The organism is Gordonia pseudamarae, from assembly GCF_025273675.1.
Taxonomy (GTDB): Bacteria; Actinomycetota; Actinomycetes; order Mycobacteriales; family Mycobacteriaceae; genus Gordonia; species Gordonia pseudamarae.
Map to the genome: position 1 here is coordinate 3,668,137 of NZ_CP045809.1, position 21,143 is coordinate 3,689,279.

Genomic DNA, 21,143 nt, shown 5'->3' on the forward strand with positions numbered 1-21,143 from the left:
ATCTGCCATCCTCCGTCCACCACGGAGTATCGGACGCCGGGACGCGGGTGCCGCCGATCGTGCAGGCGTACGTCGCGCAGGTACTCGTCGCCTGATCTGGGTGGATCAGGCTGGGAAAATCGGCGGCCGGGGACGTCGGCTACTGGGTGAAATCACCGAGTCCGTGGGACAAGGCCGACGATTTCATCGTGGCTGATGGCCGTGGCTTCGAAGTGCCTGCACCACACCACGAACGCCCCAGGCACCGAGTAGAGCCGAGTTTCGCCATCAGGCGCACACGGGTTGGTGTGTGCGCCGACAACGTTACCGGCGACCGGATCGACTTCGTACAGGTTCGCAGGCGAGGCGACAACCACAACATGACCGCCGATACGTTCGAGGTTGGGGCGGGCGAACCCGGCGTCGACAACCTGTATCTCCGTGCGCTTCGGCTTCTCCTCAAGGTCAGCCCGATAATCGAGGCGAATAACTCGGGGCCCCTTGAGAGATTGTCTCGCGGTGACAGTCCCACCGTCCCCGAACCTCAGGTCACGAAGTTCCTCTCGGAACCCCTTCAGCGCCGAAGGACCATTCGAATCATCGTTCACATGTTCAGTTTTCACGATTCTCCCGGTGATCTCGTCGAGCGAGAACAAGACTGCGCCTACCCGGATCCGCAGTACATCGGTACCCGCAACCTTTCCCTGCGAAATATCCGAGAGGTCCAGGTCCTTGACTCCGATCTGCGAGAAGTCCGCCTGCCACCGCACCTTTCCGCTGCGACCGCCGTAGGCGATCAGCCGGGAACCGGTCTTGATCACAAAACCAGCGCCGGCCTTCAGTAGCGCATCGGGCGATTCGGCGAGCCGAGTGCGATAGGCGACGGCGCCGACAGAGACCGGCAGATCCGGCACGAGAACCTGTTCGGCCACCGCCGGCGACCAGGCGCCGTAAGCGGAATAGAACTGCCTGGCCGTACCGGCGACCGTCACCGAACACACCACGGCCACAACAAGCCCTGCGGCAAGATCGCGCCGGCCACGATCACGGCGAACCTCGGGGGTCGCCGCAGCCGTCACCAGCGCGGCGATTCCCCCGCAGGCACCGGCCATCGCCGCGAGAACGGTCGCTCCGGCCCCGTCGACCGCCCTGAGGATGTCAGGCGGGGCCGACACCCGACGAGCAGCCATCACACCCAGCCACAGGCAGGCTGCCCCGAGCATCAGATAGCCACGCCGGGTGCCTGTACTCAGGATGGCGAAGCCCGGAACGGACGTGCGCTGACGGATGCGCCACGCGTGAACGGACACGGTCATTCCGGCGACGACCGCGAACGCCGCGGATGCGATTCCCACCCCGACGCCGACACTGGCGAGGTCGGCCGACAAGGCAATCGACAAGCCGCCGAGAATGGCCGCAGCAGCACCGAAACCTATTGCTGCACCGATAAGTTCACCTGGAATTGCCGACCGGCTTCCTGCTGGCACTCCGGGCCTCGTCGCTCCCTGGCCGTCCACGTCACCCGACATCACCGCCCCCTCGGCAGGATCACGGCGCGACCACTGTCGGTGATAAAGAGATACCCGGCCTGCACGAGTGTCCCGCTGTCGCTCGCCGTGTCGTGCGCCGCAAACATCGTGGCCGTGCCCGTTGCCCTGTGCATCACCACCACCTCGGACCCACCGGTCCGCCATACGATCTGGTCACGCAAAGACACCACTGTTCCCGTGCTCGGCCTGCCGTGTACGCCGGCAATTCCCCTGACACGTACCGATGTTCCGCCGGCACGTGCCACCCGCACATTGTTTTCCCGGTCGGAGACAATGCAGTCGCCGCCGTCGTTGCAGGCCACAAACTCGCCCGCCGACACCGACAGCACCGTCCTTCCCGTCCGCATGTCGACCAGATCGTTGGGGAAGTCGTACCAGGAAAACTGAACATCCCCGGTTGCCTGATCCTGCGGAATCCGGGCGACGCACATATAGGGCGCGCAGTTCCTACCGGGTTCACGCCGGTTGTCGAACATCGACCATTCCCCGATGTACCGGCCGTCGCGCGTATCGAGGGCGCGATCGGTCTTGACTCCGCCGGGGCAACTCACGCCCACGTTGATCCACGTCCGCTCATCCTCGATCGAGTGTGCCGAGCAGTCCGGCCCGACGTCGTGTTGCCAGAGGTCGGCGCCGGTGTCCGGCGACCAAGCCGTCACCGCACGTCCGAGGGGTTCGATATCGACCAAGCTTGACGCGGTCGTCATCTCGGAGGTCGGCGGCGGAAGCGGGCCGGGCGTCCTCGTAGAGAGGGTGCGGAGATCGCCGATCAGTTCTCCTGGCCGTGACCAACGGATTCTGCCCGCAGTGGGATCGATCCCGTAGGTGAGCGATCCCTCTTCGGTCGTCACTGTGGCCACGATCACCGTGTGGGCGGGAACGACGACAACTCGGGACAGCCAGCCGTGTGAGGGCAGCCGCATCCACCATCGAGGTGTGAGGTCGTCGCCGTTGGTGAATCTGATGCTGTACGAGGATTCGGCCCATTCGTGGGCACCGACGGCGAAGCGATAGTCGGTGTTGTGGCCAGGGGTCCCATCTCTGCGGCCGAGCGAGACGAATCCCGGACCGACCGCGGCTATCGGCCACAGCCACGTCGGATTCTCGAGGTTGGCGGGCCGGGTGGTCACCGAATCGGGCAGGCCGAGCCGCACGTCGTGCATGTCGGCCGTGACGATCACCGGCGACACATCGGGTTTGTCGTCCGGCCAGGCGATCAGCGTCGCGCCGCCGGCGACGAGTGTCACCGCACATGCCGCAGCCAAGAGATTTCGGACCCCGCGCCTGTTATCTGACAATGATTGTGTACCAATAATAATCGCACCGAATCCGGCGACCGCCGATATGTAGGTCCACAGCAACAGAGATGGGCGCGGCCAGCTACCGGCGGCAAATATCAGATCGCGAGCATCCGATACGCCCACGACGAGGCCCACCGCACCGACAAAGATCAGCCCGGCCACCACCGCTACCGTCACCACCTGCCGCGAAGCGGAACCTCGGATCAGAGCAATACCCGCGATGAGGCACACGGCAACCGTCGCCATTGCCACGATCGCATTCGCCGGAAGCCACAGTTGATCGAACCTCAATCGATCATCCGGCTGCACACCACCGCGCACCGCACCTGTGCGAACAATGCAGACGAACGCCGACATCCCAGCGGCACATACCATTCCGATCCCCGCGAAGAGTGCCGCCGACCGCATCGACCAAGGCGTCCGGACCGATTGCACCGGAACACTTCTCGCTACTCCAAGGGCATCGATCTGCGCCTGCCGCATCATCGATCCGCGGCCGCTGTCCGCGCCGCAACCCGGTACATCCCCCACTGCCGGTTCCCTCCCTCGCGGTATTCACCGCTCCCCGGTCGACAACACTAGGCGATCGGTCCGCCGCAGTCAGCTCCGTTGTCCACAGGTCCGTACATCGCCGCCACAGTGCTTCGTCGGCCTCACCATCAGACCCCGGCCAACCACGGGGCATCCACGCGCGGCACAAGCTACCAGCGAGTAACATGGCCGGTGCTGAGCGCGGGACTCCCCTGCTCACTTCGAAGAACTCAAAGATTGAGGAGAGTCTGTTGACACGCCCCTTGCGCGAGGTCGTCTTCGTCGACGGCGTTCGCACACCTTTCGGTAAAGGCAAAGGCCAGTACGCCGAAACCCGCGCCGACGACCTGGTCGTCAAGCTGATCCGTGAACTCGTCCGCCGGCACCCCGAACTCCCGCCGGAGCGGATCGACGAGGTCGCCATCGCGGCCACCACCCAGACCGGCGATCAGGGCCTGACCATCGGCCGCACCGCCGCCATTCTGGCCGGCCTGCCCGAGTCCGTCCCCGGCTACGCCATCGACCGCATGTGCGCGGGCGCGATGACCGCGGTCACCACCACCGCCGGGTCGATCGCCTTCGGCGCCTACGACGTCGCCATCGCCGGCGGTGTCGAGCACATGGGCCGCCACCCGATGGGTGAGGGCGTCGACCCTAACCCGCGGATCGTGTCCGAACGTCTCGTCGACCCGTCGGCGCTGGTCATGGGCAACACTGCCGAAAATGTGCACGATCGCTACCCGGCCATCACCAAGGACCGCACCGACGCCTACGCGGTGCGCTCGCAGGATCTGGCCGCGCAGGCATACGCCGACGGCAAGATCCAACCCGACCTGGTACCCGTGGCCACCCGCTCGGCCGAGCTCGGTTTCGGCCTGGCCACCACCGACGAACCGATGCGCCCCGGCACCACCGTGGACGACCTCGGCAAGCTCAAGACGCCGTTCCGCCCGCACGGCCGAGTCACCGCCGGCAACGCCGCGGGCATCAACGACGGTGCCACAGCCTCGCTGCTCGCCTCGGAGGAGACCGCCAAGGAACTGGGTCTGCCCATCAAGATGCGGTTGGTCACCTACGCATTCGCGGGCGTGGCACCCGAGGTGATGGCCGTCGGCCCCATTCCGTCCACCGACAAGGCGCTGGCCAAGGCCGGACTGACCATCGAGGACATCGACGCCTTCGAGATCAACGAGGCGTTCGCCGTGCAGGTGCTCGCCTTCCTCGATCACTACGGCATCGACCAGAACGACGACCGTGTCAACCCGTACGGCGGCGCCATCGCCTTCGGCCATCCGCTCGCCTCCTCGGGCGTGCGGCTGATGATCCAGCTGGCCCGGCAATTCGAGGAGGATCCGTCGATCCGTTACGGCCTGACCACCATGTGTGTGGGCCTGGGTATGGGCGGCACCGTCATCTGGGAGAACCCGCACTGGAACGGCGAGAAGAAGGGCGCGGCCTGATCATGAGCACCCCCATCGAAACCCTGCTCGCCGACGTGGCGAAGCTCTACAGCGACGACGAGGTGGTGACCACCGCGCATCTGCGCAAGGTCACCCTGGCCTCAGGCAAGGTACTGGGCCTGGTCACCCTCGACAACGGGCTCGACCACACCCGCCCCAACACGTTCGGACCCAAGTCGCTGGTGTCGCTGAACACCGCCTACGACGCCGCCCTCGCCGACGACGACATCGACGCGATCGCGGTCACCGGCAAGCAGTTCATCCTGGCCGCCGGCGCCGACCTGACCTCGTTGCAGGCCGGTGGCCCCGACGGCATCCGCACGATCGCCGAACTCGGTCACGCCGTGTTCCGTAAGATCAGCGGCGGCGCCGGGAGCGCAGCGAGCGGGCCGAATCAGCGCCGTAAGCCGTCGTTCGGGTTCATCAACGGTCTGGCGCTCGGCGGCGGCCTGGAGGTGGCGCTGCACGCCGACTACCGCACCGTCATCGACTCGGTCCCGGCCGTGGGCCTGCCCGAGGTGATGCTGGGCCTGATCCCCGGCTGGGGCGGCGGCTACCTGCTGCCCAACCTGATCGGTCCGGAGAACGCCGCCAAGGTGTTCATCGAGAATCCGCTCAACAACGGCAGGGTGCTCAAGGGCCTGCAGGTGCGCGACCTGGGTATCGCCGACGTCGCGTTCAACGGCGCCGACTTCCTCGAGCAGTCGCTGGTGTGGGCCGACAAGGTGCTCACCGGTGAGATCGTGGTGTCCCGGCCGGAGATCGACCGCGGCCAGGCCTGGGACGACGCCGTCGCCAAGGCCGCGGCCTTCGTCGCGGGCAAGACCAGTGGCACCTCCCCCGCCGCCGCCAAGGCCATCGAGCTGCTCACGCTGGCCAAGACCGCCACCGCCGACGACGGTTTCGCCGCCGAGGACGACGCGCTGGTCGCGATGTCGCGGACACCGGAGCTGGTCGCATCGCTGTACTCGTTCGAGCTGGTGCAGAAGCGGGCCAAACGCCCGGCCGGCGCACCCGACAAGAATCTGGCACAGAAGGTCACCAAGGTCGGCATCATCGGCGCCGGATTGATGGCCTCGCAGTTCGCGTTGCTGTTCGTCTCGAAGCTCAAAGTTCCTGTGGTGCTGGTGGATTTGGACCAGGACCGCGCCGACAAGGGTGTGGCGTATGTGCACGCCGAACTCGACAAGAAGCTCGCCGCCGGCCGGGCGACCCAGGATGCCACCAATCGCCTCAAGGCACTGGTGACCGGAGAGGTCGACTACCAGAAGGCATTCGGCGACGCCGACTTCATCATCGAAGCGGTTTTCGAGGAAATGGGCGTCAAGCAGACCGTTTTCCACAATGCCGAGCTGGTGGCCCCCGAAACAGCGGTCTTCGCCACCAACACCTCGTCGTTGTCGATCACCGAAATGGCCTCGAAACTGAAGAACCCTGAACGGGTGGTGGGTTTCCACTTCTTCAACCCGGTTGCCGTGATGCCGCTGCTGGAGGTCATCAAGGGCGAGTACACCTCTGACGCGGCGCTGGCCACCGCTTTCGCCACCGGGAAAAAGCTGGGCAAAACCACCATTCTGGTCAAGGATTCGCCGTCGTTCATCGTGAACCGGCTGCTCGGCCGGTTCATGGGAGAGGTCGCCCGCATCGCCGATGAGGGAACCCCGGTCGCCGTCGTGGATTCGGCATTCGCCGGTGTCGCACCCATGCCGCCGTATGTGTTGATCGCACTTGTCGGCCCGGCTATCGCCTACCACAACAACGAAACGCTGACCAAGGCGTTCCCCGACCGGTTCTACCTGTCGGAGAATCTGCACAAGGTGGTTGAGGCGGGCAAACGGTCGTTTTACGGCGCCGACGGAAAGCTCGACCCGGAGGTCGAGGCTCTGCTCACCGTCGGCGACAAGCAGTTGTCGCCGGAAGAGGTGCGCAGCATCACTCTCGACGGCCTCGCCGACGAAATCCGCCGGATGCTCGACGAAGGTGTCGCATCGGCGCCCGAAGATATCGATCTGGCGATGATCACGGGCGCCGGATTCCAGTTCTGGAATGGCGGAATCACGCAACTGCTTGACCGGGAAGGGATCTCGGAAAAGGTGGCCGGACGAAAGTTCCACTGATCCGGTCGTCACAAGCCGATAGCCCCGGCCACCGTCATCGGTGAGCCGGGGCTATTTCATTCGCAAACACGGCCAGTTCTCGCACAATGTGCCGATGTTCGGTTACCGTGTACGCATGGCGAAGATTCAAACTGTCACCTTTGTTGACGACCTCGACGGCAAGGAGCTCGACCCGGACGATCAGCACACGATTTCGTGGACGTGGCTGGGCGTCGAATATCAACTGGACGTTTCCGGTGCCAACCTCGACAAGATCGAGAACGGTAAGGTTACCGTTGCCAAGCTGCTGGACTCCTCCACCCGCGTCGGTGGCCGTAAGCGTTCAACCTTCGGTCGTCCGGCGGCCCCGGCACCGAGCAGCACAGCAGCCCGCGGCGGAAGTTCCAACACCTCCGAAATCCGCGAATGGGCGGTGGAGAACGGATTCAGCGTCTCACCTCGCGGCCGCATCGCCCGCGAGGTGATCGAGGCGTACGAAGCAGCTCACTGACCTTTCTTTCAGCCCAGTGGTTCTTGCAGCCCGGTGGTTCACGGCCGCGGCGGTACTGGTTTTCCGGTGTCGACCGCGGCCGCTGTCATATCCCGAGATGGGACGACAGGGATCACACAACTATCCCGAGCCACATTTTCGGGTGCGGCAGATTGCCGACAGTATCAGGTGAATTGATCTCCCGTAGAATTGGATACTTTCGTTTCGATATCCGATAGCGTTGCGGTGCATACCAGTTCGCACCACCACACAAAGCTTGGCATCGAAAGAGACAGCCCGCGAGCAACTCTCATCGCGAATCAGACCGGACGGCCTTGGCGGGCCCACATCGGCGATCGGCGACAGGCCCGTATCGAGGCGTCACGCCGGGGAAAAGTGACGCCTCCGCCGGTGAATCACCGGCGGAGGCGTCGTTGGTAGCGGGGACAGGATTTGAACCTGCGACCTCTGGGTTATGAGCCCAGCGAGCTACCGAGCTGCTCCACCCCGCGTTGGTGAACACCACGTTACAGGGCGGCCAAGCGCGCACGCAAATCAGTTGCCACGTAGCCCTCGACACGCTCTGAACTGGGAATTTACTCGCAACAGGCGACAAATCCCGGCGACGGACGTGGATTCTGCGACATATCCGCCGATCAGCGGCATATGTGATTTGGCACACACAGGCGTACGCTGAGACTTGCCCTACACCAGATCAGCAGGAGGCGACCCACAGGAGGTTCCCATGACCGCCCACAGCTCGTACACCACCCATTACCCGCACAGGCACGAAAGCCACGGAAACCACCCGATGAGCTACGTCGGATTCATCCTCGTTCTCACCGGATTCACCACGGCCGCGCTCTGGCTGGTACACCTTGCCGGCGACAGCACGGGCCCCGCCATCGGCTACGGCATCGCCGCGGCACTCGCCTTCGGCAGCGCGGTGACCATCTTCGTGATGCTGACCCGGCGCACCCACCACAGTCCGCTCCTGCCCGACAACACCGACGCCGAGACCCGGCGATACCTACACGAGTACCGCGACTGACGGCAGAAGCCACACGGCCGGCAGAGAGCACACCGGCAACGGACGAACGACGTCAACACAAGGCACCGCGTCAACGGAAAGCACGACGTCAACAGAAGGCACGGAGTCCCCCGGTCACCAGGACCAGGGGACTCCGCCGCGCAGGCACTCCGCCCGAGGATCAGCCTCCGGCGTTCTCGTATGCGTCGACAGCCTGCTGGAGCTTGTCCAAGGCCTCGCCGTAGGCCGTGAAATCGCCCGCCTGCTGGGCGGCCTTCAGCTCGTCGAGCGCCGAACCCATCGCCGCGACCGCATTGTCACGCTGCGACGACTGCCCACCCGACGTCGCCGGCGGCGTCGTCGTGCCCTGCTGATTGCCCTCGGGCTGGTTCGGCGTGGTCGTCTCGCCGGGGACGGTGACCGCGTTTTCCGGGTCGATACCCACCTGCGCCAGCGCACCGGCGGTGGTGGAGGCGTAACCGATGCGTGCGGTACTGCCGATCTTGTCCTGATACTGCGTCACGATCCGGAACAGACGTGGATACGAACCCTCACCCTTGGCCTGCACATACAGCGGCATCACGTAGAGGACGCCGTTGTCGCCCACCGGCAGTGTCAGCAGGTTGCCGAACTGGGTGGTGGCCGTGTTCTCCAGGTTCTTCAGGTTCTCCGAGACCCGGGGGTCGGCCTTCATCGGGTTGAACGCCTGCTTGGGACCGACTCGCTGCGAGCTCAGCGGCAACGTGCGCAACGTGATCCGGCCGTAATCGTCCGGATCGGACGACGCCGTCATGTAGGCACCCAGGATCGGCCGGTTCAGCCGCGTCATCACCGAGGTGAGCTGGAACGAGGAACGCTTGTCGTCGGGATCGGCCGCCACGAAGTAATACGGTGGCTGATCGAGGCCTTGGCGGTCGGCCTGCTCGTTGGTCGGGTCCGCGGGCACCGACCAGAACTGGCTGCCCTGGAAGAACGCCTGCGGGTCCTTCACGTGATACCTCGCCAGCAGGGTCCGCTGAATCTTGAACAGATCCTCCGGATACCGCACGTGGTCACGCAGATCGCCCTGCTTGTCGAATTCGGCACGTGTTTCGACGGTGCCCGGGAACACCTTCATCCACGTCTTGAGCACCGGGTCCTTGTCGTCGAACTGGTACAGCTTCACCTCACCGCTGTACGCGTCGACCGTGGCCTTCACCGAGTTGCGCACATACGACACGGTCCGATTGACCTGGGTACGTCCGGTCTGCCCGCGGTTGAGCTCCTGCGCGTCGGTGGTCAGCGCCTGCAGCGATGTCTTCTGCGCGTACGGATAGCTTTCGAGCGTGGTGTAACCGTCGACGATCCACTTGATCGAGCCGTCCGACATCACCGCCGGGTACGTCTTCGAATCCACGGTCAGCCACGGTGCCGCCTTCTTGACCCGGTCCCGCGGATCCCGGTTGTACAGGATCGTGGAGTTCTTGTTGATCTCGCTCGACAGCAGGAAGTTGCGCTCGCCGAACTTCACCGAGTACATGAACCGGTTGAGCCAGTTGCCCAGCGACACCCCCGAGTCACCCTGATAGGTGTACTTGGTGTTGTCGGTGTCGTATTCACGGGCCGGGGCACCGTCGGAACCGACGATCGCGTAGTCGGGAGTGCCCTTGGAAATCAGCTCACCGAAGTAGATGCGCGGCTCGGTGACCTTGATCGGCGAATTCTTGCGGTACTCCTCCGACCGGTAGTTGCTCAGGTCGCCCACCAGGAAGTCCGGTTCACCCGAACCCTGGGTGTCGTTCTCGTCGGCCGCGGCCTTGCGGACCGTGTTGGCCGGGGCCGCGACGAAACCGTTGCCGTGCGTGTACGTCAGATGCTTGTTGAGCCAGTTCGCCTGGTCGCCGGCCAGCCGGTCCGGATCGATCTCGCGAACCGCCACCACGTAGTCGCGCAGTTCGCCGTCGACCTTGTACCGGTCGATCGACAGCTGGCTGGGGAAGCCGTAGAAGTTCTGCCGCTGCTGCAACTGCGTGTACGTGCCCGAGACGATGTTCGGGTCGAGGATGCGGATATTGGACAGCGTCGCCTTGTCGCCGTTGACCGTGGCCGGATCGGGGTCGGTCGAGGCCCAGTTGTCTCTGACCGTGACGTTGTCCTCGCCTATGCCGTACGCCTGTTCGGTGGCCTCGATATTTCGCGCGATGTACTTGGCCTCCTTCTGCGCGGCGTTCGGCTTGACCGAGAACTGCTCGACCGCCAGCGGCCATCCCACACCGATCAGCAACGCCGACACCAGCATCAGCACGGTCGCCAGGGCCGGGACCCGAAGGTCGCGCAGCACCACGCCCGCGAAGAACGCCACCGCGCAGATGATCGCGATCGCCATCAGGATCAGCTTCGAGGACAGCACCGCGTTGGCGTCGGTGTAGCTCATGCCGGTAAACGTTTCCTGTTTGCGTTCACTCGACAGCAGCGCATAGCGGTCCAGCCAGTACGCCACCGCCTTGAGCAGCAGGAAGATGCCCGCGAGCACCGACAGCTGGACCCGCGCCGACATGGAGATCGACGGCGCGACGCCACCACCGCCGAGCCGGATCGACCCGAACAGGTAGTGCGTCAGCAGATTCACCACGAAGGCCACCACGACGATGACGAACAGCAGGTTGAGCACGAAACGCCAAAACGGCAGATCGAAGGCGTAGAAGCCCACGTCCAGACCGAACTGCGGGTCCTTCACGCCGAACGACTCACCCTTGAGGAACACCTGAACCGTGGACCACGACCCCTGCGCCACCAGACCGGCGAGCACACCGATGAGCACCGGGGGCAGCACCGCGAACCAGCGCACCCGGCTCATCACCGTGGTGCGATACCGCGCGAGCGGATCCGGTCCGATCCCCGACGGCACGAACACCGACCGGGACCGGTAGGCGACCGCGATCGCCGCGAACACGATCAACCCGGTGACCACCGCCGCCACCAGGAACACGATGATCCGCGTCCAGATGATCGTGGAGAACACCTCGGTGTATCCGATGTCGGAGAACCACAACCAATCAGTGATCAGGCTGACGGCACGAGGGCCCACCAACAGCAGGATCAGGACGGCAACGCCGATCCAGATCACCACCTTGCTTCTGCGTGACAGTGTCGGCAATCCCGCCGGCCCGCGAACGCTCACCTGACCTACTCTCCAAAGTTCCCAATTCGGACATCTACCAGAACTCTAGCCACATGGCAGTGACCACCAGAATGCCACCACCCGCCCCGCACCACGGCGAAGCCGGACATCGGTCACCCACTCTACTTGCGCACGGTCACCGCACGGCCGACCTGATAGAACCGGCACCCGACACCACCCGGGCCCGATCGCGGCGATACGGGCAAGATGAAGGGGTGAGTACCGCACTGACCCCCGACGCGCTGGGCAGCGCGCTGCGCGATGTCGCCACATATGTCGGCGCCGACGGCTGGAACCAGCCCCCCGCCCTTTTCGCCCTCGTCCCCACCCACGTCCTCGCCGCGGCCAACCCCGGACTCATCGACGCCGGCGACGACTCCGAACTGAGTCCCGTGGCCCAGGACCCGCTCCGCCTCGACACCGACGACCACCACGCCGAACTCGAACAGGTCCTCGCCACCACCTCGTGGCCCGACGCCGTCGCGGGCTGCGCTCTCGTCCTGCAGGTTGTCGTCGTCCCGCCCGAGGCCGAGGCCGCCCTCGACTCCGCCTTCGAACCACTCCTGGGCGACCCGGACGCCGCAGAGGCCGCCGCCCGCGAAGTCGCCAGGACGCACCCCGGAAGCCGGGTCGCCCGGCTCATCGTCGGCGCGCTGCGCGGCGGAACGCAGCTGGTCCTCATGCAGCTCAAGCCAGAAACCGGAGACGAGGACCCCCAAGAACTCCTCACCCATCCCGACCTCGCCCCCAATCTGGTGGCGGCCCTCGCGTCGACGCTGTGACGTCCGGGGCCGGATCAGGCTCCGCTCGATCCCACCCGATCCGAACCCGACCGATCCCATCCTTTGGGCAGCACTGCGGGAATCAACACCGCGGGAATCAACACTGCGGGAATCAACACTGCGGGGATCAACACTGCGGGAGCGGCTGTCCGGCTCCCAGCTTCTCGAGGGCACCGAGTGCGTCATCGAGGGTGTTCACCTTGACCAGCTCCAAACCGTCGGGCTTGTCGCCCTTGGCCTCGCTGCAATTGCCCACCGGAACCAGGAACACCGTGGCACCCTCGTCCCTGGCCGCACGCGTCTTGTGGGTGATACCGCCGATCAGCCCGACATTGCCGTCCGGATCGATCGTGCCGGTTCCGGCGATGAACTTGCCGCTGTTCAGCAGGCCGGGAGTGAGTTTGTCAATCACCGCCAGCGTCATCATCAGACCCGCCGACGGACCGCCGATGTCACCCACGTTGAAGGTGATCTTCAGATTCGGATCGGCGTTGCGCAGCTCCGGCGTCACGCCGAGGTATCCGCGCTTGGGATCGTCCGGCCGCTTGCCCACTGTGACCGAGACGTGCTGTATCGCCGTGCCCCGCCGCACCTCAAGCGCCAGCGCGGTGCCCGGCGCCAGCGCGCGGATGATCTGTTGCACCTGGGCGGTCGTCCTGACCGGCTCGCCGGCGACACTCACCAGCACGTCGTCCTTACGCAACACGCCGGCGGCCGGACCGTCCGCCGCCACGTCTTCCACGATCAGCTCGGTCGGTCGATTCAGATGCAGCAGCGCCGCCAGCGTGGCGTTGTCCTCCGAGTCGGTCATGTCGCGCAGATTGCCTTCGCGGACCTGTTGGGGCGACTGATCGGACGGGAACACCCGGTCCCGCGGCGACAGTGTGTACTCGCCCGACACCCACTTGCCGATCGAGTCGAAAAGGCTCATCCCGTCGACGACCGACACCGTGGTCAGGTTGAGATTGCCCGCGGTCTTGTCGACCTGGGCCCCCTCGATCTGCACCACCGGTTTGTCACCGGCCATGCCCAGGGTGTTGACGGTGGGACCCGGCCCCAATGCGACATAGGGAACCTTGACGGATGTACCGATCACCAGAAGCGCCACGAATGCCAGTACCGTCACGGCCACGGTGACCAGGCGCCGAAGGCCGGGCTTCAGACTCATTCGGCCCAGTGTATGCGGCGGACCTGATTTTGCCCCTCACGCCCCTGTCTTCCTCCGGCTTCCCATCGTCGCGGCGGCGCCCGCCCATCGGGCACCGGCTATCGCTCACGGCGAACGCCTCGGACCGATATCCCCGGGATCCGAACTGTACCGTTGAAGGCATGACTGACCTGCCCTTCGGTTTCTCCTCATCCGGCGACGACGAGGACCGCCATGACTCCGGCGACAACAGCGGCGGGAAAGGCGACGACAACCCGGGCAGGGGCCCGGGCGGCCAGAACCCGTTCGGGTTCGGTGGTGCGGGCGCACCGGGTTTCGACCCGTCCGCGTTCGACCCCGCCGCGCTGGGGCAGATGTTCTCCCAACTCGGCAGCCTGTTCAGCGGCATGGGGTCGGGAATGTCGGCCGGCGGATCTGCGGGGCCGGTCAACTACCAGCTCGCCGGCAACCTCGCCCGCCAGCAGATCGGCAGGTTCACCCCGGTCAGCACGGGTGAGACCAAGGCCGTCGAGGACGCGATCCGGCTCGCCGAGGTGTGGCTCGACGACGCCGCCGTGTTCCCCAGCGGCATCAGCACATCCGTGGCCTGGACACCGGTGCAGTGGCTGGAGGAGACGATGCCCACGTGGCGACGACTCTGCGACCCGGTCGCCGTCCAGCTCTCCAAGACGTGGGAGAGCAATCTGCCGGCCGAGGCCGCCCAGTTCGCCGGACCGATGATGGGCATGCTCACACAGATGAGCGGGATGGCCTTCGGTACCCAGCTCGGTCAGGGACTCGGCCAACTCGCCAAGGAGGTGCTCGGCGGCACCGACATCGGTCTGCCGCTGGCGCCCGACGGTGTCGCGGTGCTGCTGCCCGAGGCGATCGCCACGTTCACCGACGGCCTCGAACAGCCCGCGCAGGAAGTGCTGGTGTTCCTCGCCGCCCGCGAGGCGGCCGCGGTCCGGCTGTTCGCACACGTGCCATGGCTGCGCCAGCGGCTGTTGTCGACGGTCGAGGAGTACGCGCGCGGCATCAGCATCGACTTCAGCGGAATCGAACAGCTCACCACCGACCTCGATCCCACCCAGTTGTTCTCCGACCCGTCCAAGCTCGAAGAGCTCATCAGTTCCTCGGCATCGTTCGAGCCGAAGACCACCCCCGAACAACAGGCCGCGCTCACCCGGCTCGAAACGCTGCTGGCCCTCATCGAGGGCTGGGTCGAGCAGGTTGTCACCCATGCCCTCGGCGATCGCATCCCCGGAACCGGCGCGCTCACCGAGACGATGCGGCGGCGGCGGGCCTCGGGCGGTCCCGCCGAACAGACCTTCGCGACGCTGATCGGACTCGAGCTGCGGCCCCGCAAGGTGCGTGAGGCCTCAACGCTGTGGCGGCAACTGCTGGAGGCCTCCGACGTCGCCACCCGCGACGGCGTGTGGGCACACCCCGACCTGATCCCCGACTCCACCGACCTCGACAACCCGGCCGCCTTCGTCGATCGGGTCATCGGTGGCGACACAAGCGCTTTCGACGATCCGATCGCCGAACTCGAACGCACCCTCGCCCAGGAGCGCGAGCAGGGCGGACGGCAGAACAACACCGACGAGCAGGACGGTGACAAGAACAACGGCGGCACGAGCGGGTAGCGCGGGTTATCCACAGCCGCGAGATCGACACCGCGGAGCGACTGATTCGGCTGGCACACTTGCCTGATGAGCAGGGGGATCATCGCCGACACCACGCCGTCACCGCCGACGAGTTTTCCCGCACTGCACCCGCACGTGCATGTCATCGCGTTGACGCGCAACCGGATCCGCATCGGTTCCGGCCCCGCGGGCAGCCTTGAACTGATCGTGGCCGACGACATCGACATCGACAGGATGTGCGCGCTGCTCGGCTGGATGCGGGTCCGCCGACGCCGGGACGACATCATCCGCCGCGCCCGCACCGTCGGCCTGACGCGCCGCGACATCACCGGCGTCGTCCACGCACTCATCGGTGCCGGCCTCACCGAGGACCCACCGCACCCGGTCGGTGACGCCACCGCCGGTACCCTGCGGCAACACGAGCCCCGGCAGCACGAGACCCGGCGGCCGGTACGCGTCAGCATCGAGGGCCGCGGGCCGCTGACCACGCGGCTGCGGGCGCACCTGCCGGGTGTCGGCATCGCCGTGACCGGATTCGACGACGCCAACCTGACGATTCTCGCCGACCATCTCGTCCCCGACCCGCACGTCGTGGACACGCTGATGCGCCGCGGCCGGGCCCACCTACAGGTCCGCATGCGCGACGGCGCCGGATTGATCGGGCCGCTCGTGCTGCCCGGCCGGACCAGTTGTCTGCGCTGCGCCGACCATCACCGCACCACGGTCGAACCGCAGTGGCCGGTCATCGCCGCCGGGCTGGTCGGCCGCACCTCCGACGCCGCGCTCGCCCAGATACGGGCCACCGCCGCACTCGCCCAATGGCAGATCGAGGAACTGGCCGACGCCGTGGCGTCGATCGCCCACGGCCGGGCCCGGCCCGGTCCGCCGCAGCTGGTCGATCATGTCCTCGAACTGCACCCCGGACCGACCCGATTCGAACTGCGGCACTGGACACCTCATCCGCTGTGCGGCTGCCGGGAAGCATCTGCGGCTTACTAGGATCGGCGGCGGCCGCAGTCCGCTAATGTCGCGGGTGGGGAAAGGAGTCGCATGAATGAGATCACCCGCGGGTCGGGCCGACGCAATGCCAAACTGGCGGCCCTGCCGATCGGTATCGCCGGACGGGCGGCGGCAGGGCTGGGCAAACGTATCGCGGGCAAGGACAAGGACACCGTCAACCAGGAGTTGATGGACAAGGCCGCCGCGCAGTTGTTCGCCGTACTCGGTGAACTCAAGGGCGGTGCCATGAAGGTCGGACAGGCGCTGTCCATCATGGAAGCCGCCATCCCCGAGGAGTACGGCGAACCGTTCCGCGAGGCTCTCACCAAGCTGCAGGCCGAGGCGCCGCCTCTGCCCGCGGCCACGGTGCACCGCGTTCTCGACCAGCAACTCGGCACCCGGTGGCGCGGCCGGTTCAAGGAGTTCTCCGACGATCCGGCGGCCGCCGCGAGCATCGGCCAGGTCCACAAGGCCGTCTGGTCCGACGGCCGCGAGGTGGCGGTCAAGATCCAGTACCCGGGCGCGGATCACGCGCTGAAGGCCGACCTGAAAACACTGTCGCGGATGTCGGGACTCATGCAGCGCATGTCTCCCGGCACCGACGTCAAGTCGATGATGGACGAGCTCATCGACCGCACCGAGGCCGAACTCGACTACCTCGGCGAGGCCGACAACCAGCGCGCCTTCGCCAAGGCGTTCGCCGACGATCCCGACTTCGTGATACCGAAGGTGGTGGCCAGCGCCCCGAAGGTGATCGTGTCCGAATGGGTCGACGGCATTCCGCTCTCGCGGATCATCAGCACCGGCGACCAGGCCACCCGCAACGATGCCGCCACCAGACTCGCCACCTTCGAGTTCTCGTCGCCGGTCCGGGTCGGTCTGCTGCACGGCGACCCGCACCCCGGCAATTTCTTCCTCGCCGACGACGGCCGCTTCGGGGTGCTCGACTTCGGCGCGGTCGGCCACTTCCCGGACGGCCTCCCGCCCGATGTCGGCCCGATTCTGCGGCTGGCCCGCGACAAGCGCTACAGCGAACTCAAGGACCTCCTGGTCAAAGCCGATTTCATCCGGCCCAGCCATGTCGCCAAGGTCAGTGCGGTTGACATCGAGAACTACCTCAAACCGTACGTCGACCCGCTGTACACCGAGTCGTTCCACTTCACCCGCGCATGGTTACAGCGGGCCGCGGGGCAGGCCACCGACATCCGCGGCGACGTGTACAAGACGTCACGGCACCTGAACGTGCCCAAACAGTATGTGATGGTGTTCCGGGTGCTCGCCGGGTGTGTGGGCATCGCCGCGCAGATGAACGCCGAGGCCCCCTACCGGTCGATCATGGAGAAGTGGGTGCCCGGCGTCGCCGGCTGAACCGGATGCCGCTCAGGTCCGCAGCAGCCGGTGATCGTCCCTGAGCCACCGGGCGAACTCGTCGCCGCCGATGTCGAGGGCCTGCAGTCGCGGCAGCCGGTGCCGATCGTCGGTGGCCGTCGCGGCCTCGGGCACGCTGGTACAGGCCATGTCGACGCCGAGCTCACGGACCGCGCCGACCGATGAATCGTCGAAGCGCCCGAACGGGAACGACATGCATGTGACCCGACGCCCGGCGAGCTCCTCGATCCGCCGGTGCCCGTCATGGATCTGTGCGCGTTGCCGTTGCGGCGACAGGTCGGTCAGCGACAGATGGTCCAGGGTGTGGCTGCCGATGGTGATCAATGGATGCCCGGCGAGCGCGGCGAACTCGTCGCCGTCGATCATGATCGGCGGCACCGACCCCGGCTGTCCGGACCAGGCGAGCAGTTCATCGGCGGCCTGGTTCTGTTCATCGGGATCGAGCACCACGATCGCATTCCAGAGCTCGAAGAACAGTCGCTGCCGGTCGGTGACGGGTTGGTCGATGTCGGCACGCCAGCGTCCGTCGCCCGCCCGCATGTCCGAACCGTCGCCGATGGTGAAGCGGCGCCGATCGGCGCCCAGGTTGATCTCCAGTTCGCCGGGCAGCACCGCAGGTGCGAGTACCGCACGGTCGAGCGCGTCCCACCAGAACTCCCGGGTCCGGCCGACCGCGTTGCCGATCACGAACACGGTCGCCGGAATCTCGTGCCGTTCCAGGATCGGCAGCGCGACGGCCACATTGTCGGCATAGCCGTCGTCGAACGTCACGGCGAGTCGGCGGCCGGACGTGCGGTACGCCCGGCCCCCACCGGCGAAACCGTCGATGCCGACGGCGCCGCGTGACTCGGCAAGCACCTGCATCTGTTCGCCGAACTTCTCCGGCGACACGCAGACGCCCCACGGGTCGACCGCCGTATCGATCACCCGGTGGTACATCAGGATCCCGCCACGCGGACGATATGCGCGCACCCGCCGACGGATTCCCGACCGGACCAGCCTCACATCAGGAATCGCCATCGGCGTCCGATTCGGGTGTGGCCGCTCCCTTCCGGGCGACGATGGTCACCGTCACCGGATATTCGGTGTCGACGACGTCGAGTTCGTCTGTGGTCAACTCGCTCGTGGCGAGCCCGTGCAGAAACGCCGTCGCCGACAGCACGTTGCCGTTGGTGGTGATCTTCAGGTCGCTGTCGTCGAATGCGGTGGCGAACAACCACCGCGCGGTCTGATCGTTGAGCGACCAACTCGCCTGCCAGTCAGGATCGGCGATCTGGCTGATTCCTGGGACGGTGCACAGCACCACCCCTCCCGGTGCGAGAATGCGGTGCAGCGTGGCAACGGCGGCCCGCATGTCGAAGATGAATTGCAGCGTCTGCGTGATGATGATGCAGTCGTAGGTGTCGCCGGGAATGTGCGGGGCGTCGGTGAGGTCGGCAGCATAGGTGGCGCCGGGCACCTCGTTGAAGTGCGACATGTCCGATGCGGTGACGTCGTGGCCGAAGCGTTCGGTGTAGGTCCGCTCCCCGATCTCCAGCACCCGGCCTGTGACCAACGCGCGCTCCTCATCGAGGAAGTTCTCGATGTAGTACCTGTCGATGGGCAGTCCCCGCGCGAAACCATATTCGCGGCAGATCGGTTCGGTGCGCCGCAGCTGCCCGAACCGCACATGGCCCACCCGTGGACGCTGCTTCCAGATCCCCCACTTGCGGATCGCCCGCCGGTAACCGTCCTCACCCAGGACCTGTTTGGCCAGGGCAGTCCGATTCACGTCCAGAATGGTCATCGTCATCCGTTCCCCAGTCGGCCCCGAGCCGATGTCAGGGCAACACTATCGCAGGTTTAGGCTACCCTAAGCTGCACATTGTCGGGCTTTTGCCTCGTCTGTATGCGATGACCTGCGACGATACCCAGAATTCGTCGGTACCGGGGATCCGTGCCGTGGCCACGACGACCGGTAGGCCGCCCTCGCCGTCAGGGTGGCCTACCGGTTGTCGTCTCACCTGCCTGTCAACCGCGCCCCGGCCGGACCGCACTCGACGGCCGGACATCAGGCGACGGCATCCTTGCGCGGGCGGCCGCGTGGGCGCTTGCGCGCCACCACGGTGCCCCGATCGAAGATCTCGCCGCCCCACACGCCCCATGGCTCGCCCCGATCGAGGGCTGCCCGCAGGCATTCGGCCCGAAGCGGGCACTGCGCGCACAGTGCCTTGGCCTGTTCGAGCTCACGGGGGTCCTCGGCGAACCACAGGTCGGCGTCTGCCACCTGGCACGGCAGATCGAGCGCGGCCTTGCGGTCCGCCCCGGTACACGACTCGAGTACACACTCAACGGTCATGACTTGTTGTCTCCACATCTCGGTTTGAAGCTGTCGGTCTTTGGTGACTGACCCGCCGCCGTGGATGTGGTCCTCGGACGTCCGCTCCGGGGGGGAGGGAAACGATCACGAGGTTTCACAATCAAAAGGGCCACGGGGTTCGTCTTCGCGATCCGCCGTGGCCTGTGCTGCCCGATCTCCCTATTTCAGGGATTTCGGCAAGAACACGGGGAATCTTTGCCTGGCTCGCGCAATCGCGTCGATACCGGCCTCGGCGATACGCAGTGCGCCGACAGATGCGATTGCCGCGGGAGCGGGCTTCGCCTTGCCGGACAATTCACATCCACGCCACGAACAATGCAGTCCGTCGACGTGTTGTGCCTGTACCGCGGTCGCGCGGGCGGTGGCGTGCGCATGTTCAGCGCCTGCCCCCGGAGCCGGATGGCCAACGCCCGACACCCGATCGGTCACGGCCGGATACCCGAACGGCGACGAGGCCGCCGGATGGACATCGGCCGCGCACGGAGCAGCGCCGGCGACGAGCTGATCATCGACTCGATTGTTCATGGGTCCGACACTCCTTTCCGTGCTCGATCGGGAGACTGCTGGGTACTGGGCGAGCCCACCCGATGTGGGACACACGACACTCTCCCCGTGTCGTGCTGACCAGAGTAGAGGCCGATCAGAAACCACACAACCTAATTTTGACCAGCACTTTTCACGAAGATGCGGCATGACCCGCCGACGATCCGACCCTCCCCTGCGCGCCATCTCGCGGGCTAGCCTCGGACACATGATGACCTACCGACTCAGTCACTCCCTCACCGTCGATGCCGCACCGCCGGTTGTGTTCGCACTCGTCAGTGACGTCACCCGAACCGGGGAGTGGAGTCCGCAGTGCTACCGATGCGAATGGGATACCGGCGAACGCGGCGTCGGCGCGACTTTCACCGGCCATAACCGCACCACTGACCAGGAATGGTCAACCGTGTCGGCCGTTGTCGCGAGTGACCCGAACAGCGAATTCTCCTGGGAGGTCGTCGTCACCGGCACCCGCTGGGGATACCGACTCGAGCCGTCATCGACCGGAACGCTGCTCACCGAGTACACCGAGTTCACCGAAACGGGCAGCGCCTTCTACGTCGACAGGTACGGCGATGATGCCGAGAAATGGTTCACCATCCGCCGTAAGGATGCTGACGAGGGAATCCGTCATACGCTCCGGCGGATCAAGGCGCTCGCCGAAGACCGTCCCTGACCATC

General features: G+C 65.9%; 17 protein-coding genes and 1 tRNA gene. 9 read left to right on the top strand and 9 right to left on the bottom strand.

The annotated features are described in order from the left end of the window. Window positions 1-152: 152 nt before the first annotated feature. Together GII31_RS16310 and GII31_RS16315 are read right to left on the bottom strand one after the other, a co-directional pair. Window positions 153-971, bottom strand: coding sequence for a hypothetical protein (locus GII31_RS16310; protein ID WP_213244447.1), 819 nt, complete (start codon window positions 969-971; stop codon window positions 153-155). Window positions 972-1,507: 536 nt separating this feature from the next. Continuing rightward, window positions 1,508-3,187, bottom strand: coding sequence for a hypothetical protein (locus GII31_RS16315; RefSeq protein WP_213244448.1), 1,680 nt, complete (start codon window positions 3,185-3,187; stop codon window positions 1,508-1,510). 425 nt (window positions 3,188-3,612) lie between these two features. Between GII31_RS16315 and GII31_RS16320 the strand changes: the two genes are divergently transcribed. From GII31_RS16320 to GII31_RS16330, 3 genes are all read left to right on the top strand, one after another. After that, window positions 3,613-4,821, top strand: coding sequence for a thiolase family protein (locus GII31_RS16320; RefSeq protein ID WP_213244449.1), 1,209 nt, complete (start codon window positions 3,613-3,615; stop codon window positions 4,819-4,821). Window positions 4,822-4,823: 2 nt separating this feature from the next. Continuing rightward, entirely contained in the window at window positions 4,824-6,938 is a 2,115-nt protein-coding gene (locus GII31_RS16325; protein ID WP_213244450.1) for a 3-hydroxyacyl-CoA dehydrogenase NAD-binding domain-containing protein, read from the top strand. Window positions 6,939-7,053: 115 nt separating this feature from the next. Further along, window positions 7,054-7,428: a histone-like nucleoid-structuring protein Lsr2 gene (locus GII31_RS16330; protein ID WP_213250583.1), complete on the top strand. Its 375-nt coding sequence runs from the start codon at window positions 7,054-7,056 to the stop codon at window positions 7,426-7,428. 414 nt (window positions 7,429-7,842) lie between these two features. Here the strand turns inward: GII31_RS16330 and GII31_RS16335 are convergent. Next, window positions 7,843-7,919: transfer RNA gene (locus GII31_RS16335), tRNA-Met, on the bottom strand. A 233-nt stretch (window positions 7,920-8,152) separates the two neighbouring features. Between GII31_RS16335 and GII31_RS16340 the strand changes: the two genes are divergently transcribed. After that, window positions 8,153-8,458 carry a hypothetical protein gene (locus GII31_RS16340; protein WP_213244451.1) on the top strand — a complete coding sequence of 102 codons (306 nt, stop codon included), beginning with the start codon at window positions 8,153-8,155 and terminating at the stop codon, window positions 8,456-8,458. A gap of 160 nt (window positions 8,459-8,618) precedes the next feature. Here the strand turns inward: GII31_RS16340 and GII31_RS16345 are convergent, their stop codons facing one another. Then, a complete protein-coding gene (locus tag GII31_RS16345; RefSeq protein ID WP_213244452.1) occupies window positions 8,619-11,597 on the bottom strand; it encodes a UPF0182 family protein in 2,979 nt (992 codons plus the stop codon). 215 nt (window positions 11,598-11,812) lie between these two features. On the opposite strand from GII31_RS16345, the gene GII31_RS16350 reads away from it, so the two are divergent. Then, on the top strand, window positions 11,813-12,379 hold the full coding sequence (locus GII31_RS16350) for a PPA1309 family protein (protein WP_246221918.1): 567 nt from the start codon (window positions 11,813-11,815) through the stop codon (window positions 12,377-12,379). 127 nt (window positions 12,380-12,506) lie between these two features. On the opposite strand, the gene GII31_RS16355 is transcribed toward GII31_RS16350, so the two are convergent. After that, the gene (locus tag GII31_RS16355; protein WP_213244453.1) at window positions 12,507-13,547 is read right to left on the bottom strand and encodes a YlbL family protein; all 1,041 of its coding nucleotides are present in this window, start codon (window positions 13,545-13,547) and stop codon (window positions 12,507-12,509) included. Between the two features lie 161 nt (window positions 13,548-13,708). On the opposite strand from GII31_RS16355, the gene GII31_RS16360 reads away from it, so the two are divergent. The 3 genes from GII31_RS16360 to GII31_RS16370 all read left to right on the top strand — a co-directional run bounded on the left by GII31_RS16360 (window position 13,709) and on the right by GII31_RS16370 (window position 17,542). Next, window positions 13,709-15,175 (top strand): zinc-dependent metalloprotease, encoded by a 1,467-nt coding sequence (locus tag GII31_RS16360; RefSeq protein WP_213244454.1) that lies wholly within the window; start codon window positions 13,709-13,711, stop codon window positions 15,173-15,175. A 66-nt stretch (window positions 15,176-15,241) separates the two neighbouring features. Then, window positions 15,242-16,174 carry a hypothetical protein gene (locus tag GII31_RS16365; RefSeq protein WP_213244455.1) on the top strand — a complete coding sequence of 311 codons (933 nt, stop codon included), beginning with the start codon at window positions 15,242-15,244 and terminating at the stop codon, window positions 16,172-16,174. A gap of 51 nt (window positions 16,175-16,225) precedes the next feature. Next, a complete protein-coding gene (locus GII31_RS16370; protein WP_213244456.1) occupies window positions 16,226-17,542 on the top strand; it encodes an ABC1 kinase family protein in 1,317 nt (438 codons plus the stop codon). A gap of 12 nt (window positions 17,543-17,554) precedes the next feature. Here the strand turns inward: GII31_RS16370 and GII31_RS16375 are convergent, their stop codons facing one another. From GII31_RS16375 to GII31_RS16390, 4 genes are all read right to left on the bottom strand, one after another. After that, the gene (locus GII31_RS16375; protein ID WP_213244457.1) at window positions 17,555-18,583 is read right to left on the bottom strand and encodes a polysaccharide deacetylase family protein; all 1,029 of its coding nucleotides are present in this window, start codon (window positions 18,581-18,583) and stop codon (window positions 17,555-17,557) included. After that, window positions 18,570-19,349 (bottom strand): class I SAM-dependent methyltransferase, encoded by a 780-nt coding sequence (locus tag GII31_RS16380; RefSeq protein WP_213244458.1) that lies wholly within the window; start codon window positions 19,347-19,349, stop codon window positions 18,570-18,572. Before GII31_RS16380 ends, GII31_RS16375 begins: the two co-directional genes overlap by 14 nt. A gap of 264 nt (window positions 19,350-19,613) precedes the next feature. After that, window positions 19,614-19,901 (bottom strand): WhiB family transcriptional regulator, encoded by a 288-nt coding sequence (locus tag GII31_RS16385; RefSeq protein WP_260840051.1) that lies wholly within the window; start codon window positions 19,899-19,901, stop codon window positions 19,614-19,616. A gap of 180 nt (window positions 19,902-20,081) precedes the next feature. Next, the gene (locus GII31_RS16390; protein ID WP_213244460.1) at window positions 20,082-20,447 is read right to left on the bottom strand and encodes a hypothetical protein; all 366 of its coding nucleotides are present in this window, start codon (window positions 20,445-20,447) and stop codon (window positions 20,082-20,084) included. A 226-nt stretch (window positions 20,448-20,673) separates the two neighbouring features. Between GII31_RS16390 and GII31_RS16395 the strand changes: the two genes are divergently transcribed. Then, window positions 20,674-21,138 carry an SRPBCC family protein gene (locus GII31_RS16395; RefSeq protein WP_246221919.1) on the top strand — a complete coding sequence of 155 codons (465 nt, stop codon included), beginning with the start codon at window positions 20,674-20,676 and terminating at the stop codon, window positions 21,136-21,138. Window positions 21,139-21,143 lie beyond the last annotated feature (5 nt).

What these genes read in the sequence shown, in the direction of transcription:
- GII31_RS16315 (WP_213244448.1), bottom strand. Translation starts at nt 3,187, where the DNA reads ATGTCGGCGTTCGTCTGCATTGTTCGCACAGGTGCGGTGCGCGGTGGT.
- GII31_RS16325 (WP_213244450.1), top strand. Translation starts at nt 4,824, where the DNA reads ATGAGCACCCCCATCGAAACCCTGCTCGCCGACGTGGCGAAGCTCTAC.
- GII31_RS16330 (WP_213250583.1), top strand. Translation starts at nt 7,054, where the DNA reads ATGGCGAAGATTCAAACTGTCACCTTTGTTGACGACCTCGACGGCAAG.
- GII31_RS16340 (WP_213244451.1), top strand. Translation starts at nt 8,153, where the DNA reads ATGACCGCCCACAGCTCGTACACCACCCATTACCCGCACAGGCACGAA.
- GII31_RS16355 (WP_213244453.1), bottom strand. Translation starts at nt 13,547, where the DNA reads ATGAGTCTGAAGCCCGGCCTTCGGCGCCTGGTCACCGTGGCCGTGACG.
- GII31_RS16360 (WP_213244454.1), top strand. Translation starts at nt 13,709, where the DNA reads ATGACTGACCTGCCCTTCGGTTTCTCCTCATCCGGCGACGACGAGGAC.
- GII31_RS16365 (WP_213244455.1), top strand. Translation starts at nt 15,242, where the DNA reads ATGAGCAGGGGGATCATCGCCGACACCACGCCGTCACCGCCGACGAGT.
- GII31_RS16370 (WP_213244456.1), top strand. Translation starts at nt 16,226, where the DNA reads ATGAATGAGATCACCCGCGGGTCGGGCCGACGCAATGCCAAACTGGCG.
- GII31_RS16375 (WP_213244457.1), bottom strand. Translation starts at nt 18,583, where the DNA reads ATGGCGATTCCTGATGTGAGGCTGGTCCGGTCGGGAATCCGTCGGCGG.
- GII31_RS16380 (WP_213244458.1), bottom strand. Translation starts at nt 19,349, where the DNA reads ATGACCATTCTGGACGTGAATCGGACTGCCCTGGCCAAACAGGTCCTG.
- GII31_RS16385 (WP_260840051.1), bottom strand. Translation starts at nt 19,901, where the DNA reads ATGACCGTTGAGTGTGTACTCGAGTCGTGTACCGGGGCGGACCGCAAG.
- GII31_RS16390 (WP_213244460.1), bottom strand. Translation starts at nt 20,447, where the DNA reads ATGAACAATCGAGTCGATGATCAGCTCGTCGCCGGCGCTGCTCCGTGC.
- GII31_RS16395 (WP_246221919.1), top strand. Translation starts at nt 20,674, where the DNA reads ATGATGACCTACCGACTCAGTCACTCCCTCACCGTCGATGCCGCACCG.